General features: G+C 63.6%; 16 protein-coding genes and 1 riboswitch. Of the genes, 8 read left to right on the forward strand and 8 right to left on the reverse strand.

The features are described from left to right. Positions 1-135: 135 nt before the first annotated feature. Complete coding sequence (sohB, locus tag MST27_RS08790) at positions 136-1,161, forward strand: protease SohB (protein WP_243605752.1); 1,026 nt, start codon at positions 136-138, stop codon at positions 1,159-1,161. An 11-nt stretch (positions 1,162-1,172) separates the two neighbouring features. Next, positions 1,173-2,165 (forward strand): YhdH/YhfP family quinone oxidoreductase, encoded by a 993-nt coding sequence (locus MST27_RS08795; RefSeq protein ID WP_243605587.1) that lies wholly within the window; start codon positions 1,173-1,175, stop codon positions 2,163-2,165. 347 nt (positions 2,166-2,512) lie between these two features. Here the strand turns inward: MST27_RS08795 and MST27_RS08800 are convergent, their stop codons facing one another. The 3 genes from MST27_RS08800 to MST27_RS08810 all read right to left on the reverse strand — a co-directional run bounded on the left by MST27_RS08800 (position 2,513) and on the right by MST27_RS08810 (position 5,231). Further along, on the reverse strand, positions 2,513-3,013 hold the full coding sequence (locus MST27_RS08800) for a DUF934 domain-containing protein (RefSeq protein ID WP_243605588.1): 501 nt from the start codon (positions 3,011-3,013) through the stop codon (positions 2,513-2,515). After that, positions 2,997-4,655 carry a nitrite/sulfite reductase gene (locus tag MST27_RS08805; RefSeq protein WP_243605589.1) on the reverse strand — a complete coding sequence of 553 codons (1,659 nt, stop codon included), beginning with the start codon at positions 4,653-4,655 and terminating at the stop codon, positions 2,997-2,999. The genes MST27_RS08800 and MST27_RS08805 overlap by 17 nt, the downstream gene beginning before the upstream one ends. Positions 4,656-5,012: 357 nt before the next feature. Further along, positions 5,013-5,231 carry a DUF2970 domain-containing protein gene (locus tag MST27_RS08810; protein WP_243605590.1) on the reverse strand — a complete coding sequence of 73 codons (219 nt, stop codon included), beginning with the start codon at positions 5,229-5,231 and terminating at the stop codon, positions 5,013-5,015. Between the two features lie 127 nt (positions 5,232-5,358). Further along, positions 5,359-5,496, forward strand: a riboswitch (cobalamin riboswitch). A 93-nt stretch (positions 5,497-5,589) separates the two neighbouring features. Between MST27_RS08810 and MST27_RS08815 the strand changes: the two genes are divergently transcribed. From MST27_RS08815 to MST27_RS08825, 3 genes are read left to right on the forward strand one after another with little or no spacing between them, the layout of a single operon-like run. After that, positions 5,590-9,861: a cobaltochelatase subunit CobN gene (locus MST27_RS08815; protein WP_243605591.1), complete on the forward strand. Its 4,272-nt coding sequence runs from the start codon at positions 5,590-5,592 to the stop codon at positions 9,859-9,861. Then, entirely contained in the window at positions 9,861-10,316 is a 456-nt protein-coding gene (locus MST27_RS08820) for a MotA/TolQ/ExbB proton channel family protein (RefSeq protein ID WP_243605592.1), read from the forward strand. Before MST27_RS08815 ends, MST27_RS08820 begins: the two co-directional genes overlap by 1 nt. After that, the gene (locus MST27_RS08825; RefSeq protein WP_243605593.1) at positions 10,309-10,608 is read left to right on the forward strand and encodes a DUF2149 domain-containing protein; all 300 of its coding nucleotides are present in this window, start codon (positions 10,309-10,311) and stop codon (positions 10,606-10,608) included. Before MST27_RS08820 ends, MST27_RS08825 begins: the two co-directional genes overlap by 8 nt. Positions 10,609-10,617: 9 nt before the next feature. On the opposite strand, the gene MST27_RS08830 is transcribed toward MST27_RS08825, so the two are convergent. The 4 genes from MST27_RS08830 to MST27_RS08845 form a co-directional block, all read right to left on the reverse strand. Continuing rightward, positions 10,618-11,061 (reverse strand): 3-phosphoshikimate 1-carboxyvinyltransferase, encoded by a 444-nt coding sequence (locus MST27_RS08830; RefSeq protein WP_243605594.1) that lies wholly within the window; start codon positions 11,059-11,061, stop codon positions 10,618-10,620. Between the two features lie 72 nt (positions 11,062-11,133). Then, positions 11,134-12,450, reverse strand: a complete 1,317-nt coding sequence (locus tag MST27_RS08835) for a leucine-rich repeat-containing protein kinase family protein (RefSeq protein ID WP_243605595.1) — start codon at positions 12,448-12,450, stop codon at positions 11,134-11,136. A 97-nt stretch (positions 12,451-12,547) separates the two neighbouring features. Then, positions 12,548-13,606 carry an RNA methyltransferase gene (locus MST27_RS08840; RefSeq protein WP_243605596.1) on the reverse strand — a complete coding sequence of 353 codons (1,059 nt, stop codon included), beginning with the start codon at positions 13,604-13,606 and terminating at the stop codon, positions 12,548-12,550. 52 nt (positions 13,607-13,658) lie between these two features. Next, positions 13,659-14,804 (reverse strand): MFS transporter, encoded by a 1,146-nt coding sequence (locus MST27_RS08845; protein WP_243605597.1) that lies wholly within the window; start codon positions 14,802-14,804, stop codon positions 13,659-13,661. Between the two features lie 149 nt (positions 14,805-14,953). Here MST27_RS08845 and MST27_RS08850 point away from each other — a divergent pair, with 149 nt between their 5' ends. The 3 genes from MST27_RS08850 to MST27_RS08860 all read left to right on the forward strand — a co-directional run bounded on the left by MST27_RS08850 (position 14,954) and on the right by MST27_RS08860 (position 17,452). After that, complete coding sequence (locus tag MST27_RS08850; RefSeq protein WP_243605598.1) at positions 14,954-15,256, forward strand: DUF1883 domain-containing protein; 303 nt, start codon at positions 14,954-14,956, stop codon at positions 15,254-15,256. A gap of 55 nt (positions 15,257-15,311) precedes the next feature. After that, positions 15,312-16,238, forward strand: a complete 927-nt coding sequence (locus MST27_RS08855; protein WP_243605599.1) for a DMT family transporter — start codon at positions 15,312-15,314, stop codon at positions 16,236-16,238. Between the two features lie 125 nt (positions 16,239-16,363). After that, on the forward strand, positions 16,364-17,452 hold the full coding sequence (locus MST27_RS08860) for an acyltransferase family protein (protein ID WP_243605600.1): 1,089 nt from the start codon (positions 16,364-16,366) through the stop codon (positions 17,450-17,452). 12 nt (positions 17,453-17,464) lie between these two features. On the opposite strand, the gene MST27_RS08865 is transcribed toward MST27_RS08860, so the two are convergent. Beyond that, a complete protein-coding gene (locus MST27_RS08865) occupies positions 17,465-17,791 on the reverse strand; it encodes a DUF5629 family protein (RefSeq protein WP_243605601.1) in 327 nt (108 codons plus the stop codon). Between the last annotated feature and the right edge of the window lie 22 nt (positions 17,792-17,813).

Raw genomic sequence — 17,813 nt, forward strand, 5'->3', positions numbered from 1 at the left:
ATGCCTCCGGAGTGTCAACGATAAATCATACGTTTGTTTGAATGAGCATGACTGGCTCCTCGGTCGAAGGACTGGGTATGCTTGAGCGGTTTTGGCGCGCCGGGCGCGCCTGGTCGAGTGGCCCTAGGAGGATATGTGGAGTTTCTTGCTGACTATGCGAGTTTTCTGGCCAAGACCGTGACGCTTGTCGTCGCGATACTGGTGGTGCTCATCACGCTCGCATCCTTGCGTAAAGGGCGGGGTAAACAGGGGAGCGGCCATCTGGAAGTGCAGAAGCTGAACGACTTCTACAAATCGATGCGCGAGCGGCTCGAACAGGCGCTGGTCGACAAGGACCAGCTCAAGGCGCAGCGTAAGCGCGAGGCCAAGGCCGCCAAGCAGGCAAAAAAATCCGGTGAATCACGCTCTCGGGTTTTCGTGCTGGATTTCGATGGTGACATCAGGGCATCGGCTGTCGAGAATCTTCGGCACGAGGTCACGGCCGTCCTGACCCTGGCGACGCCACAGGACGAAGTTGTGCTGCGGCTGGAGAGTGGCGGCGGTATGGTGCATGGGTACGGGCTGGCAGCGTCACAGCTGGTGCGTGTCCGTGATGCCGGGGTGCCGCTCACGGTATGCGTCGACAAGGTTGCTGCCAGCGGCGGTTACATGATGGCCTGTATCGGCCAGAAGATTCTGAGCGCGCCATTCGCAATCCTCGGGTCGATCGGCGTGGTCGCCCAATTGCCCAATGTGCATCGATTGCTGAAGAAGCACGATGTCGATTTCGAGGTTCTGACCGCGGGAGAATACAAGCGCACCCTGACGGTGTTCGGCGAGAACACGGAGAAAGGGCGTGAGAAGTTCCAGGATGATCTGGAAACCACACACGAACTCTTCAAGAACTTTGTGGCGCGCTATCGCCAGGAGCTGGCCATCGACGAGGTCGCGACGGGCGAGGTCTGGCTCGGTATTTCGGCACTGGGCAAGCGACTGGTGGACGAACTGAAGACCAGTGACGAGTACCTGGCCGAACGTGCCCGCGAAGCGGATCTGTTCCATCTGCACTACGCGGAAAAGAAAAGCCTTCCCGAGCGGTTCGGCATGGCGGCCAGCACGGTTATCGAGCATGGCCTGCTCAAAGGCTTGAGCCGCTTGAATGAACAACGATTCTGGCAATGAGGAAACAGCGAATGGCTAGTTTCAAGGCGCTGCTGACTACAGAGCAGGCTGATGGTCGCTTCGAGTCGAATGTGGTCGAACGCAGCACTGACGACCTTCCGACTGGCGAGGTGCTCATTCGAGTCGCGTACTCCTCGCTCAATTACAAGGACGCGCTTTCAGCGACCGGCAACCGCGGGGTGACGCGTCAGTTCCCGCATACGCCGGGCATCGATGCGGCTGGCACCGTCAGCGAATCGAGCGTGGCGGAGTTTGCCGTCGGGGACGAGGTAATTGTCACCGGATACGACCTGGGCATGAACACCGCTGGCGGCTTTGGTCAATACATTCGAGTGCCGGCTGCCTGGGTGATCAGGCGGCCTGCAGGGTTGTCCTTGCGCGACGCGATGATTCTCGGTACGGCTGGGCTTACGGCTGCGCTGTGCGTCGACAAGCTCGAGCAAGCCGGTCTGGAACCAGGAGAAGCGCCCGTGCTGGTGACCGGCGCTACAGGGGGCGTAGGCAGCATAGCCGTCGCACTGCTGGCTAGCCTGGGCTACAAGGTAGCGGCTGTCACCGGTAAATCCAGTCAGGCGGATTTCCTCAGGCGCCTCGGCGCGCAAGAGGTGGTGGAGCGAAGTGCACTGCAGGCGGGTGTCGAGAAGCCGATCCTCAAGGAGCAGTGGGCCGGGGCGGTGGACACTGTCGGTGGCGATATTCTCTTCAACGTCGTCAAGTCGCTGCGCCGCGGGGCGAGTGTCGCCTGCTGCGGCCTGACCGCGGGAACCAGCTTCCAGGCCAATGTGCTGCCGTTCATCCTGCGTGGTGTCAACCTGCTTGGCGTGGACTCGGTCGAGATCCCGTTGGTGGTGAAAGCCTCCATGTGGGACAAACTCTCGTTGCAGTGGAAGGTGCCGAACCTCGCTGACCTGGTCCAAGAGGTCACGTTGGATGAGCTACCGGGCGCGATCGAGCGCATCCTCGCCGGCGGGCAGGTGGGGCGGACATTGGTGCGACTGGACTGAATGCCGCCGTTCCGCCAGCTATTGTCCGAATAGCCAAAACCGATTTCTCTGATTCGAGTGATTCCAACAAGCTAGCGCCAGGTCATCACGCGAAACTCAAGGAGTCGGCTTTGAAAGCATTGGCAGAAAAGATCAAGGAAGCCTTCGGCAGTAAAGAGGCGACCAAGGGCGAGCAGCCCGAACATCCGAATTTCTGGATGTACCCGCGGACCTGAAAAGGGATGCCCGCCTCGCGAAACCCTGCTACGGCAGGGTTTCGCGTTTCGGGATTGTCGTACGGGGACGAAGGGGTTGGATGGGCCAGCAACATGCCGTCTTGCCGGCACGATGCAGGCCCGGTTGAGGGGTCAGGCCTGGCGGCGGCGGAACAGGGGCAGCGGCTCGTCCGCGGCGGGCTGATAGGTCACCGAGAAGTCTTTCAAGCCTTCCAGTGCATCATAAGGATCCCGATCGGCACGAATGGCGAAGGCGTCGAAGCCACAGCGACGCATGTAGAACAGCTGGTCCCGCAATACGTCGCCAATCGCCCGAATTTCGCCCTTGTAGCCATAGCGTTCGCGCAGCAGGCGGGCGCTCGAGTAATGCCGCCCATCGGTGAACGCCGGGAAATTCAGTGCGATTACCTGGAAATGCTGCAGGTCATCGGCGATGTCCTCCACCGCCTCATCGGCTTCCAGCCAGATGCCCAGCCCACCGTCACGCGCCTTGAGGGCATGAGCATGGTCGAGCCACAGCTGAAAGGGCACGATCAGGTCATCGCAGTTGGACAGTTCTTCGAGTGTCACGTCCTTGGGCAGCAGGTGCCAGGTTTCGTCAACGACCTGGTCGTTCTTAATGATTCGCTGCATAGACGCGCTCCTTGAAGGGGTCAATGCCGATCCGGCGGAAGGTATCTAGGAATGACTCGTCCTCGGTACGTTGCTCGACATAGACCTTGATGATTTTCTCGATCACGTCGGGCATCGCATCCTGCGCGAACGAAGGGCCGAGAATCTGCCCGAGGCTGGCATTGCGGCCCGAGCTACCGCCGAGCGAGACCTGGTAGAACTCCGCACCTTTCTTGTCCACGCCGAGGATGCCGATATGGCCGACGTGGTGGTGGCCGCAGGCGTTCATGCAGCCCGAGATGTTCAGGTCGATTTCGCCGATGTCGAACAGGTAATCCAGATCGTCGAAGCGACGCTGGATTGCTTCGGCGATAGGAATCGACTTGGCATTGGCCAGCGAGCAGAAGTCTCCGCCCGGGCAGCAGATGATGTCGGTCAGCAGGCCGATATTCGGCGTTGCGACGCCCAGCTCCCGTAGCTCGTTCCAGAGCTCGAACAGGCGAGCCTGCTCGACGTCCGCCAGGATCATGTTCTGTTCGTGGGAGTTGCGGACTTCACCAAAGCTGTAGCGATCGGCGAGGTCGGCAATGATGTCGAGCTGCTTGTCCGTGACATCTCCCGGAGCGACGCCGGTGCTCTTGAGCGATAGCGTAACGGCGGCGTAGCCCGGTTTCTTGTGTGCGACCACGTTGCGCTGACGCCAACGGGCGAAGCCGGGATACTCGGCGTCGAGTTGTGCGAGCGCGGCGTCCTGATCCTCGAGAACCTGGTAGGCCGGATCCACGAAGAACTGGCTGACGCGCTCGACTTCGGCCTCGGTCAGGGTGTTCGGGCCGTCCTTCAGGTAGGACCACTCGGCGTCGACACGTTCGGCGAACACCTCGGGCGTAAGCGCCTTGACGAGAATCTTGATCCGCGCCTTGAACTTGTTGTCGCGGCGGCCATAGCGGTTATAGACGCGCAGAATGGCATCGAGGTAGGTCAGCAAATGTTGCCAGGGCAGGAACTCGTTGATGAAGCTGCCAACGATCGGCGTGCGGCCCAGGCCGCCGCCAACCGAGACGCGGAAGCCCAATTCGCCTGCATCGTTCTTCACCGCTTCCAGACCAATATCGTGTACTTCGATGGCGGCGCGATCGCTGACCGCACCGTTGACGGCGATCTTGAACTTGCGCGGAAGAAAGGCGAATTCGGGGTGGAACGTCGACCACTGACGGATGATCTCGCACCAGGGCCGTGGGTCGACCAGTTCGTCGTGCGCCACACCCGCAAACTGGTCGGTCGTGGTGTTGCGAATGCAGTTGCCGCTGGTCTGGATGGCGTGCATCTGGACGGTCGCCAGCTCGGCGAGGATGTCCGGCACGTCTTCGAGTTCTGGCCAGTTGAACTGTACGTTGGTCCGGGTACTGATATGGGCGTAGCCCTTGTCGTAGTTGCGGGCGATTTCCGCCAGCTTGCGTACCTGCTTGGACGACAGTAGCCCGTATGGCACGGCAATGCGCAGCATGGGCGCATAGCGCTGAATATAAAGGCCGTTCTGCAAACGCAGCGGGCGGAATTCCTCACCACCGAGTTCGCCCGCCAGGTACCGGCGGGTCTGGTCGCGGAACTGACGCACGCGATCCTCGATGATGTGTTGGTCGTACTGGTCGTAAACGTACATGGGGTGTCCTGTTCTCAGGGCTGTCTACAGCTTTCTGCGCGCACGGCCGCGCACCCATTGAGGGAGGGCGGCAAGATACCAGCTAGCAGTTATGCGCAAAAGTGATGTTTGGGAATATGTTTAGAACGAAACACCGCTTTTTGGGAATTTGCACGCCTGGCCTTGAGCGCCGCGCAGCGGTGGTCTTAACTCCAGGCAGAACGCCCTGATCGACGCTGAAGAAACCCCATAAAGGAGCGCAGCCGTGTCTCAGCATCATGGTAATGACAGTCGCGCGGACGCCACCGCGATCTTCTTCATCATTCTGTTGGTCGTCGCCACGGCCGTGTTTTGGGTCAGTCATCAGTAGCGGCCTCGCTACAGGGCTACCAGATACAACACCAGCTTCACGACGCCGAGCAGCACGAGCACGAACAGCAGGGTGAATCCAAGGCCTAGCAGAATAAAGTGGCTGGGTTTGCCGTGGCTGAAATCACGAACACGGTTCTTCGCGCTCTGTACGCCCAGGGCGCCAGCGAGGACGCTTTGCAGCATTTGCCGCAGCGTGAGCGATTTAGGGGGCTGCTCGTCATTCATCCGGCAAGGCTCCAAGGTCTAGATTGAAGAGTCTAGCCAGCTCTGCCACCCACGCTCACCGATTCCGATAACGGCTTGATCTAACCAGGGGGCGCGCGTAAGGTTCGCGCGGTCGGTCACGAGGTGGCCGGTTCAATGGAGTGCGCGGTGCCCGGATCACGGTTCGGGTTGAATGGGAAATCAGTAGAAAGCTGATGCTGCCCCCGCAACGGTAAGGTCGACTCGTTCGACCGAGCCCGATACCAGCCCGTACTCCCCAAGGAATTGTCGCGGTGGGCGACATCCTCAGAAATGGCTCGCACCAGCTGCCTGGTTGTGGGTTTTCTGCCGCCCACGCGTCCCGATACGGGAGTGGGGCATGTCTTCGTCGATGCGCGGCCTATGCGCAGCCTTGTTGATGTTGCTGGCGCAGCCAGCGTTCGCGAACCAGATCAACGCCATCATTTCGCAGTACAGCGCCGCTGAATTCGCATCGGCGGTGGTGCGCTTCAAGCAGCGCCATCCGGGAATAACGGTAGCTGCGCGCACGCCCGAGCAGCTGTCGGAAATGAACGATGTCGAGGCTGCGGAGTGGCTTGCCAGCGGCGACGTCTTGCTGGTGGTAGGCGTATTTGGCGCAGAGGTAGATCGCTTGCACCGATTGCTCCAGCGCCCTGTACCGGCTGATCGGGTCATCATGCACAGCGACCAGTCATTGGTTGCCATGAGCCGTATCGATGGCCAACCGGTGTTTCGCGATGCCGAGCACGCTACCCGGCTAGGTGCCGAAAAGCCTGGGGAGGACCTGGTCGGCTGGGCCCGTCAGTTGGGCGACGCCAACCCCGGGCAGGCCAGTTGGATCGAGGCGCGCAGCTATTGGCTCGGAGGCGGCAGCGAGAATATCGCGCGGCTGCTGGGTTGGCTTTCGGACCGAGGCGGAGCGACCGAGGTCCTGCCCCCCGAGCCTCGTCCTGCGTTGCGTTTCTACCAGGATGGCCGCATCACCGATCCCGCCAGGCTGGCCTGGCGGGGCGAGACGCTGGTTGCCGTGGTCGACCATGGGCGAGCGGACCGCCGAGGCGATGCCGATCTCAACGATGCACTGTGCCAGACGCTGCAGCAGCGCGACATCGCCTGCGTCAGCCTGTTCGCCGCCTGGGGCGAAGGTACGCTACAGGCGCTGCGCTGGCTCGAGGGTGCCGAACACCCACCGCTGGCCGCCGTCATCGTGCTGCAGGACTTCGTGCTTGGCGGCGGTGAAGGCCGCGAGCAGGCGACCGATCTGCTGAAGAAGCTCGACGTGCCGGTGCTCAAGGGGTTGCGCCTGGATGACCGTGACGGCGAAGTCTGGCAGCTTTCGAGCGATGGCCTCGGGCGCGACAAGGTGCATTACCAGCTAGCCATGCCGGAACTGCAGGGTAGCAGCCAACCGATGGTGCTTGCGGCCTGGGCGTCGGCACAGATCGACCCGAATTCCGGCATCCGGTTCGGTTTCAGCCAACCGCTGCCTTCGCGGGTCGAGGCGATCGCGGCGCGCGTGCACCGCTGGCAGCGGCTGCAGCGCAAAGCCAACGAAGACAAGCGCGTCGCCATCATCTACTACAACCACCCACCGGGCCGGCACAATATCGGCGCCGACAACCTCGACGTACCGCAGTCGCTATTCGCCATTCTGAATCGCCTCAAGGCCGAGGGCTACCAGACGGGCGAGCTGCCAGACTCGCCCCAGGCGTTGCTCGCCATGCTGCAGGCGCGCGGCGTGAACCTGCCAGAACAGGGCGACGCCCTCGCAGAGATGGCTGGCAAGGTAGAGGGCCTGGAACGTGACGCCTACCTGCGCTGGTTCCGAGGTCTGCCGGCGGCGCTCCAGGCGGAAATGGTGCAAGGACCGCTGGGTTACTGGAACGCGCAGATGCGGCGCGCACTGCAGGCTTCGCAGTTGGATATCGCCAGTCAGACGCTGCGCAGCGGGTCGAGCGAGCTGCACCATGTGCTCGACGGTATCGATCATCCCAACCGGGCGCGCGCACTGGACCTCTTGTCGCAGCTTGAAGGGTTTTACGAGCGCGCCATGGCTCAACCCGGGCTAGCCAATTGGACCGAGGCCGAGGAGCTGATCGAGGCCTTGGCGGCGACTGGTATCGAAGGGCTGCGCGGATGGGGCGACGCACCGGGCCAGGTCATGGTGCAGGGCGACCGGATGATCTTCCCCGGCTTGCGTCTGGGCAACATCTTCATCGGTCCGCAGCCGCCGAGGGGGTGGGAGGTCGACGAAGAGTTGCTGCACGCCAATCTGGTCTTTCCTCCGCCTCATCAGTACCTGGGTTTCTACCACTGGCTACGCGACGAGTTTCGTGCCGACGCGCTGGTGCATCTGGGCCGGCACTCGACCTACGAGTTCCTGCCGCGCCGCCGGGCGGGACTGAGCGCGGAGGATTATCCGATGCAAATTGTCGGTGACCTGCCGAGCATTTACCCCTACATCGTCGATGGCGTGGGCGAGGGGATCCAGGCCAAGCGCCGGGGGCTGGCGGTGATGGTCGACCATCTGACGCCGCCGCTGGTCGCGACGCCGCTGTATGACGACCTGCTCAAGCTGCGCCAGCTCATCGAGAGTTTCGAGGCCGGCACCGGCAGCAGCGAGGGGCCGGCCCGGCGCGCGACCATTGCCGAGATCAAGGCGTTGGTGAGCCGATCGGGCCTGGAGCCTGAGCTGCGTGAGTCGATGGCCGATCCGCTGGCGGCGCGCGGTATAGATTTCGAACAGGTCGACGACGAGTTGCTGGTCCATGAGGTTGGCCATTACCTGACGAACATCCAGGAGCGCTTCATGCCGCTCGGGCTGCATGTCTTTGGCAAACCGTGGTCCGAGGAAGCGGTGGATACCCTGATGGCGTCGATGGGCACCGGCAACGCACATCACCGCCAAGCGCTGATCGATTCGCCTGCGGCCGAAATGCAGGCACTGGTGCAGGCGCTCGAAGGGGGCTTCGTCGCGCCGGGCAAGGGCAACGACCCCATTCGCACCCCCGAGGCGCTGCCGACGGGGCGCAATTTCCATGCGCTGGACAGCAGCCTGCTGCCGAGCCGAATCGGCTGGGGCATCGGTCGGGAAATGGCCGATCAGGCCCGTGAGCGGCCGATGCAGGAGGGCGGCCGCGAAGCCGTCATCCTATGGGCGTCTGACACGGTGCGGGACGAGGGGGCGATGGTCGCCTTTGGCCTTTCGCTGCTGGGTGTCGAGCCGGTCTGGAACAGCCGCGGCATCGTCGAGGGAATCCAGCGAGTGCCGCTGGCAGCGGATGAGCAGCGGCGCGACCTGATGTTCACCACGTCAGGATTGTTTCGCGATCTGTACGCCGATCAACTCGCATTGCTGGAGCAGGGCGTGCTCCTCGCGCTCGATGGTGCCAGCGAGACCATTCGCAAGGATTACCCGGCGTTACGCACGGCGCTCGACGCTGCGCTGCAGCCGCTTGGTGAGCGTGCCAACGGCGGAGACGAGCCGCTCGAGCGAAACCTGGTTGCCGCGCACTGGGTCGTCGATGCGGCGCGGCGGCTCGACGCTGGCGCCGATGCGACAGAGGCGGGGCGGAATTCGGCCCTGCGTCTTTTCGGTGTGGCGCCCGGCACCTATGGCGCGGGCGTCAATACCCTGGTCGAACGCTCCGGCAGCTGGGAGGCGCGTAGCGAACTGGTGCAGAGCTATGTGAGCCGCATGGGCCATGCTTACGGTATGCAGTATGCCGGCGAGCCCGTGCAGGACGTGTTCGCGGACAGCCTCAAGCAGGTCACCCGAACCTACCTCGGGCGCTCGAGCAACCTCTACGGACTCATGGATAACAACGACGCCTTCGACTATCTGGGCGGGCTGAGCATGGCCGTGGAGCAGCTGGCCGGCAAAGCGCCGGAGAACATCGTCAGCTGGCACAACGACCCGACCAGGGTTCGGCTCGAGCCCCTGCAGCAGGCACTGCTGGCCGAGCTGCGGGGTCGCTTCCTCAATCCGGCCTGGATCAAGGCACTGATGCAGCACGACTATGCCGGTGCGCGCACCATGGGCAGCGAGTTTCTCGAGTACCTGTGGGGCTGGCAGGTGACCAATCCCGAGATCATCCAGGACAGTGCCTGGGAGGAGGTCAAGGCCGTATACCTAGACGACCGCCATGGCCTCGGTCTCGACACCTTTCTCGAAGAAGGCGCCAACGTGCACGTGAAAACCAACATGCTGGCGATCATGCTGGTGGCGATCCACAAGGGGTTCTGGGAGGCTGACGAGCCGACGCGCCGGGCACTGGGCGACGCGTTCGCCAGACTGGTCGGCGAGCACGGGTTACCCGGAGGTGGCCACACCCGTCCCGATCACCCGATGCTCGACTGGCTGTTGCCGCAGCTTGACCCGGCGCTGCGTGAGCCCTTGCAGGTGCGTCTGGAGGCGGCTCGACGGCAACAGGAAACGAGCGCGGCACCGCGCAGCATCGCCGAGATCCAGCCCGAGTCCAGCGAGCGACCTTCGGAGGCTGAACAGGCGGCGGAGGGGGGCGACAGCAGTGCCAGCCAGTACCTATGGATCGTCGCGGCGATCTTCCTGTCCCTGCTGGCCACGGGCGTATGGCGTGGTCGCGGAGCCTCGCTGCGGAGGAACGCCTGATGCTCGATCATCACCTGTTCAGCTGGCTGCATCTGCTGGTCGGCTGGCTGTTGCAGCCGGTGACCTGGGCGCTGTTCGGTCTGTTGGCACTGGCCATTTGCGACGCCGGTGTGGCTGGCGGCGAGCGGCTGGGCGGGCTGCGTCGCTGGCGGCGGTTGGCCTCCGCCGAGATAGTCCGTCGCGCCCGTCGTCGCCTCGATCGTGCGGACCTGATCGCCCGCGTCGGTCCCATGCTCGGCCTCATGGGCACGCTCATACCGCTGGGCCCGGGTCTTGCCGCGCTGGGCGATGGCAATGTTCAGATTCTCAGCGTGGCGATGCGCGTCGCGTTCGACACGACAGTGCTGGGCTTGTTGATCGGCATGTTCGGGTTCGCGCTGGGCCGTTTGCGCCGGCGCTGGTACGACGAACTGCTCGATGAGGTCGAAGCGGCCGAGGTCCGTGCGGATGAGTAGACGTTGGCGCTCCAGCCGGTTCGCAGCCGGTGATGATGACCCTCTCGGCCCATTGGCCAATATGGTCGACGTGGTGCTGGTCTTCGCCTGCGGCTTGATCGCAGCGCTGGTCGCGCAGACCGATCTGCTCGAACAGCTTCGCGCCGCTCGGCAGCCTGTGGCGGTCGAGCGGGGCCGCGAATTGCCACGGCTGCCGGACAGCCTGGACGGCGAGGCCGGGCAGGGACTGGAGAGCGTCGGGCAGGTCTATCGCGACCCGGCGACCGGCAAACTGATCCTGATCGGAGAATGACGCGCCGAACTAGCGTCCGCCCTTGAACCAGTCCCATAGCCCCAGCGAGTAGTTCGGCAGCAGATTGATGCCGAGTGCGGACTTGATCAGATAAAGCGCCACCAGCCCCACCAGCATCGAAAAGAACAGGAACAGCGTGATCATTCCCGCCTTGGCGGCGAGTGAAAGATTGCGTTGTGCCCGGGACAGGTTGCGTTTGTTGCGACCGCCGACCAGTACGAAGTAGTACTGGTTGCTCCAGAGGCTGAACGTGCCGCGCAGATCAATCTTGTGGCGGCCCCAGGAGCGCGTCGCAAAGGCACTGCGCAGGCCTTCGAGCTGGTCATCGGAGAAGCTTTCCCGCAGATGTTCGGGCAGTCGCTGCTTGAGGCCCATGATGAACGGGTCTCGCGTCAGTGCGCCGTCGTCCGGTGCGGTGTAGGGCGTGCTCGGAGGGGTGTCGGAATGGGACATGGTGTCAGGAAGCCGTCGGAACCGTGGAAGTCGGTCCCTGCATGCAACTACCTGGCCGCTTTGCTGTTCGGGTCATGCAATTGCCTCGATTGACCGGTGCAGCTCGGCGAAATCAGGTCGATCGGCGGGGCGCGCGAGCAGGCATCGGGCCTTCAGTTCGGCCAGGCAGCGCAGGCGTGGGTCCTGGTCGGCCGCGTCGCAGCGTTCGAGCAGCTCCTCCAGCAGACAGCCGAAGGCTCGCGCCTCGATCCGCTGCAAGGCTGAGCCTTGTCGACTGTGGGGGTCATGGAAGGACGCCGCGCCAAAATCGCTGAGAAGGGTCTGCCCGCCTGGGGCGACCAGCAGGTTATGCGCATAGAGATCGCCGTGCAGGATGCCGAGGCTGTGCAGATGGCGCACCACATCAGCCACGCTGGTGGCGATGCGCAGGACCTCGTCGAGGCTGAAACGACGCTCAGGCGCATAGCAATCGCGCGTGCAGCTGGCCAGCGAAGGCGGTCCGGCGAGCACGGCGAAGGCGGGGTCGATGAGCGCCATCAGCAACCCGGGCCTTTCATCGGCGCTCACGGCCAGCGGACCGGCGATCGGGATCAGGTTCGGATGCGCGCCGGCTGCGATGCTGGCCGCCATCTCGCTGTGCGGCAGGCCGTCGCTTGTCACGCTGCCCTTGAACAGCTTGACTGCCATCGCGCGCGGCCCGGCGGATTGCGCCCAGCGGGCGCGATGCACCACGCCCGAAGCACCCTGGCCGAGCACCTCGCCCAGCTCGACTTGGCTTCGGTCGATCGGCGGCAGGGGATGCTGCGCCAGGATGGCGTCTTCCATCGCGTCGCTGAAGGCGTTGCCGGCGAACGCCAGCCAGGCCAGCCTCGGCATCGCGAGCAGCCAGTCCGGCAATTCGTTGAGGCGGTTCGCCGCGATCCGCAGCAGTTCCAGGTGTTCGCACCGGGAGAGCGTCTCGGGTAGCGCACTCAGGCGGTTGCCGGCCAGCATCAGTTTCTGCAGGCGGCTGCATTGGCCAATCTCGGCTGGCAGGGCTTCGAGCTCGTTGTCGGTAAGGATCAACCAGCGCAGCGACAGCGGCAGCGCTTCGGCCGGCAGGACGCGAATCCGGTTGGCCTTGAACCCGATCATTTCCAGCCGGGGGCACTGGCCAAGCACCGACGGCACTTCGGTAAAGGCATTGTTCGAGCAGAACAGGATGCGCAACCGGTGCAGGCGAGGCAGGTCGTCGGGCAGGCGGCTGAGGCGGTTGCCGGACAGGTTGAGCACCTCCAGCGTGTCGGCGAGGTCGAACACTTCCCGCGGCAGGCTTTCCAGATCTTCGGACAGGTCCAGTCGGGTGATGCCGGCCAGTTCGCCGCGCTTGAGTTGGGCCAAGGTATGCATGCTGTTCTCACGCCCGAAACGGGCAAGGGGCGGGCACCGGGAGCGGCGCCGTGCGATGAAAGACCGATGCGCTAGGACAGCGAAGAACGGCAGGTGTTCAGCGCAGCGGCTCGGGGTTGGGCGCTTGCATGCGTTGTCGACGTGCCTGAACGATGCCCTCGGCACGGGCGCGCAACTGGCCGCAGCCGCCATCGATGTCCTGGCCGGCGGAGTTGCGCACCTTGGTCAGCACGCCGTTGGCATGCAGGTAGCGCATGATCTGGTGAATGCGCTCGGTGTCGGGACGCTGGTAATCGTCGTGTTCATGACTGTTGTAGGGGATCACATTCATGATCGCGAACTTGCCGCGCAGTAAACGAATGATGCCGTCCATTTCTTCGGGGCTGTCGTTGATGCCTTTGAGCAGCGTCCACTGGTACTGGATCGGGTAGTCCACCTGGCGTGCATAGCGCTCGCCCAGTTCGACGAGTTCGGCGGGCTCGAACACCGGTGCGCGGGGTAGCAGGGCCTGGCGCAACCGGGTATCGGTGCTATGCAGCGACAGGGCCAGCGCCGGCTTGACGGCCTGCCGTGGCAAGCGCTCGAAGACACGCCGGTCGCCTACCGTCGAAAACACAAGGTTTTTGTGGCCGATGCCCCCATCGGTGCCCAGAACGTCTATCGCCTCGAGCACGTTGTCCAGGTTGTGCGCCGGCTCGCCCATCCCCATGAAGACCACTTTCTTCACTGTCCGGACGCGCCGCGCCAGTGCGACCTGGGCGACGATTTCCGCACTGCCGAGTTGGCGCAGCAGCCCGCTCTTGCCGGTCATGCAAAAGACACAGCCAACCGCACATCCAACCTGGCTCGAAACGCACAGTCCATCGCGCGGCAGCAGGACGCTCTCCACCATCTGCCCGTCGGCCAGGGTGACGAGCAGCCGCGCCGAGCCATCCGCGGCGGGGTGCTCCGAACTCACCCGCGCGAGGCGATCCAGCGCCTCCTTGACCCCAGGCAGGCCATTACGGACCGACAGCGGCAGGAAATCTTCACTGCGTTGATGGCGTGTGCCGGCATCCAGCGCCTGCCCGTTGAGCCAGGCACGGGTCAACCGTCCGATATGGACAGGCTTGGCGCCGAGTTCGGCAAGTTGTTGGTGGATATCGTGGATGCGCATAGGGCGCGCATTCTAGCCAAACGACCCGGCCGGGTCTGTAGCATGCTGGCGGTTAATCGGTGAAACGGCGACAGCCCAGACACAGGCCGAGCAGTAGGGCGGCGAGCAGGGCGAAAGCGAGCGTCAGCGAGGCATGGTGCGCAATCACTCCAATGACCGCCGGACCGGCCAGGACACCGGCGAATCCGATGGTGGTCGCCGCGGTGATCGCTTGATTGACCGGCATTGCCTGCTGGCGGCTGAGTGAAGAAATGAGCACCGGCGAAACGTTCGCGCATCCCAGGCCGCAGAGACCGTATCCGAGCAGCGCCAAGCCCCACTGATCGGTAACCAGCGTCAGGACGATACCGGCGGCGGCAAGCACTCCACCGAACCCGATCACACGCGCCGTGCCCAGGCTGCTGACGACCGGCGCACCGAGAAAGCGCCCAAGCGTGACCATCAGAGCGAAGCTGGCGTAGCCGAGCCCGCCTTTCGCCACCTCGAGTGCCTTGGTCTCGGTAAGGTACAGCGCGCTCCAGTCCAGTACCGCGCCTTCCGCCAGGTAGACGATGAAGCACAGGCTGCCCACCAGAAGCACCGGGCCAGAGGGGCGCCTGAAAGCCACGCCGCCGGCCGGGGCTCGTTCGCGCAGCAGGCCGGGGGATACGGCGAGGTTGGCCAGTACGATCAGGCCGATCATGAGCAGCGTCCCGGTAGCCGGGGCCAAGCCGAGTGTGAGGGCGCTGGTCAGGGACAGCGCGCCACAGATCGAGCCGAGACTGAACATGCCGTGGAAATTGGACATGTAGCGCTTGCCCGTATCACGCTCGACCATCACGCCCTGGATGTTGAACGCTACGTCGATCACGCCAAGGCTGCCGCCAAAGCAGAACAGCGCCACGGCGAGAATGGCAATCGAGTGAGTCAGTGCCATTGCAGCCAGTGCGAGCGCAAGCAGGGCGACGCTACCCAGGATCACCGGACGGATGCCCTGGCGGGCGACGAGCATGCCGGAGAGCGGCATCCAGGTCAGCGACCCGATACCGACGCACAGGAGCAACATGCCAAACAGCGCATCGCTCATCTCGATGCGGGCGCGGACGAAGGGGACCAACGGCGCCCAGACGGAGAGTCCGAAGCCAGCCATGAAGAAGCCGACGCGGGTCGCGCGCCGGACCGATGGCGAGGCGGCGGGTGCCTGATTCGCCGGGACCATAAGCCGTACTCTCCTGGAAAAAAAATTCCGCCAGCGATCGTGGCGCGCGGCATTGTGTCAGAAGATCATCGACCCGCCGAGCCGTACCGGCCTGCCGGAGTGGCTATGGTAATCTGCGCGCTTTGCCAGATTGCGGCCCGGAGCGGTACATGAAGTTCATCCACCAGCGCGAACACCTCAATGAAGACGATTTCGTGATCATCGAATGCTCGCAGCCTTGCAACATCCGCCTGATGAACGACAAGAACTTCCGAAGCTTCCGCAACGGCGGGCGCCACACCTACCACGGCGGCGCGTTCGACAAGTTTCCCGCACGCATCAAGGTGCCGAGCACCGGCTTCTGGAACATCACCCTCGACACCGTCTCGCGGCGAGCCATCAGCGTCACGCGCAAGCCGACGCTGACCCACAAGATCAGGATCGTGCGCAACTCGCCCTCCGAGCTCAGGTAGTGGCCGGTCCCGTCGACCTGCAAGCCATCGGCGCGGTCCTGTGTGGAGCCGGTCGATGATCGATCGCCGTCGTACTGTTTCGCTGGCTCACCTGGGCATGCTGCTCTGGGCACTGCTGGTGGGGTTGTCGTTTCCCGCCGTCGGCTTGATGAGCGAGGGTCTGCCGCCGCTCTTGCTCACCTCGATTCGCTTCTTCATCGCCGCGCTCGCGCTGTCCCCCTTGCTCTGGCGCCACGCTGGCGGCTGGCCGGAACGCTGCGCGCTAGGGCTCTATGCGCTCATGGGGCTGAGCCTGGCCTGCTTCTTCGGCGCCATGTTCTGGGCCGCGCATCGAGTCAGTGCGTTGTCCATGGCGACACTGTTCGTCAGCGTGCCGTTGCTCGCTTACTGCATCGGACGTGGGCTACGGGTCGAGCAACCGGCCGGGCGGCTGTTGGCGATCCTGGCGTTGGGTGCCGTTGGCGCGCTCGGTCTGGCCTGGGCCGAGAACGGGGGGGACTTCGCGGGGCTGAGTCTGGGTGTGGGCGAGCTGGTGTTCTTTGGCGGCTGCGTCGCCTCGGCGTTGTATCCCGTGTTGAGCAAGTGGGGGCTTCAGCGCGGTTGGCTTGCCAGGCAGGCCGGGCTTAGAACCTTCTGGAGTCTGCTGATCGGTGCGTTGTTGATCGGTACCTTCGGCCTGTTCGTCGAGGAGCGAGGGGGACTCCTGCGGATGACCCTGAGCGACGCCGCGCTGGTGGCGTATCTCGGCGTGTTCTCCAGCGGCGTGACCTTCTTTTTGCAGCAACGCGCCACAGCCGTGCTCACGCCAGGCGCGGTGACCGCGTACAGCTATCTGGTGCCTTTCGTATCGATGCTGCTGCTGTTTTTTGCTCAGCCCCAGCGGATTGGATGGCATTGGCTGCCGGGCAGCATGCTGGTTCTGGTGGCGATCGGATTGCTGCTGCGCCAGGGTGCCGGGACGCCTGAGTCGCTGCATGACTGAACGACCCGGCGCGACGCCTGTCAGCAGACACAAGGTGTCGAACGGAGGCGACCGCAGGTGAAGGCTTAGGAGCCAGGAGGGCGTCCGCAGCCATCCGAGGTCCACCGGAGGTAGATTCGTCATCCATGTCTGAGCCAGACAATCAGCAGGGCAAGAATCGCAACATCCAGTTTTTGAGAGGGCTGGCCATTATCCTGGTGCTGTTCGCGCATGGCTCGGTGATGCTGGTGGGTGAGGAAGCGGTCTACTGGGATTCGGTGCTTCAGCACATCCTTCCCGGCGTTGGCGTCGACCTGTTCTTCCTCATCTCCGGCTACCTCATGGGCGTTACCTTTCTGCGCAAGCAGAGGCAATTCGACCTGATTGCAGTCTACGGCTTCTACAAGAAACGCATTCGTCGAGTGCTGATACCAACCTGGTTCTGGGCGGCTGCAGTGGTGCTCCTGGGGCTGCTGGACCTGATCGACGGCTCACCCGCGTACGGCATGCAGGCCATTGTCGGTATCGCCAGCAGCGCGGCGTTCTTTCTGGCGAACGTCTACAACGCCCTGCACGAAACCGACTTCGGCTACTTCTGGTCGATCGCGCTGGAGGTCCAGTTCTACCTGTTCTTTCCGCTGCTGCTGTTGGTTGGGCGCTATTTCTGGTGGGCGGTGATCGCAATCCTGCTCTGGTTGAGCTTCGCCAGCCCGTTCAGCCCGGAATGGCTGTTCCGGGCCAATGCGCTGTTTGCAGGCTTGCTGATCTGGAAGCTTTCCACGCTGGAACCCTTCCGGCTGGCGGAGCAGGAGATCAACCAGCTGAGCGTACCGAGCAGGGCGTTCATCTCAGTCGCTGCAGTGCTATGTGCGGCGGTCGTTGCCAGTACCCTGGCGGACCTGGCGTCGTTTCGCTGGACGGCCGCCACGCTCATCCTGGCGGTGTGCTTCGTCCTCAACGCCTTTTCCAATGACGTGGTGTTCGGTGCGCTGTCGCGTCCGGTCGAGGCGATTGGCAACCTGTCTTTCTCGCTGTACCTGTGCCACATCCCAGCGTGGCTCTTTACGATGCACTGGCTGGCGGACATCCCGCTGGTACCCCGCGTTCTGACCTGTGTGACGGTGTCGCTGATCGTCGCCTTTCTCAGCTATCGGTATCTCGAGCAAGCGCTGACATCCGCACCCAAGGGGCGCGGGGAACAGGCAGCACAGCCCGTACCGGTTCGTGAGCGGTGACGCAACGTGCGCTCAGTCAGGCTCGCCAACGGCGAGCGCGCCGAGGCAGCGCAACCGGTGCTTGCCATCGCCGAGCGACCAGCTGTCATCCTCCGCACGGTATTCGGCTTCCATGACCTGGTTGTAGCTGAAGCGCCACGCCCGCCGCTCGCGCCCGTCGATGCATTCGATCGTCAGCACGACATCCTCACTGGCGAAAGGCTGGTCCGCCTCGGCCGCCATGTCGGCATCGTCGAGCAATGGCTCGTTAAGGACAAACGAGCCGGCGTGTAGCCCGTCGATTTCCAGCATGTCGGCTGCTTCAAGCTGATCGAGCAGGTAGGGCGCATCGGTTGGCATGGTGCGTCTTCCAGAAGGGCGC

The organism is Stutzerimonas marianensis (assembly GCF_022810315.1).
Taxonomy (GTDB): Bacteria; Pseudomonadota; Gammaproteobacteria; order Pseudomonadales; family Pseudomonadaceae; genus Stutzerimonas; species Stutzerimonas marianensis.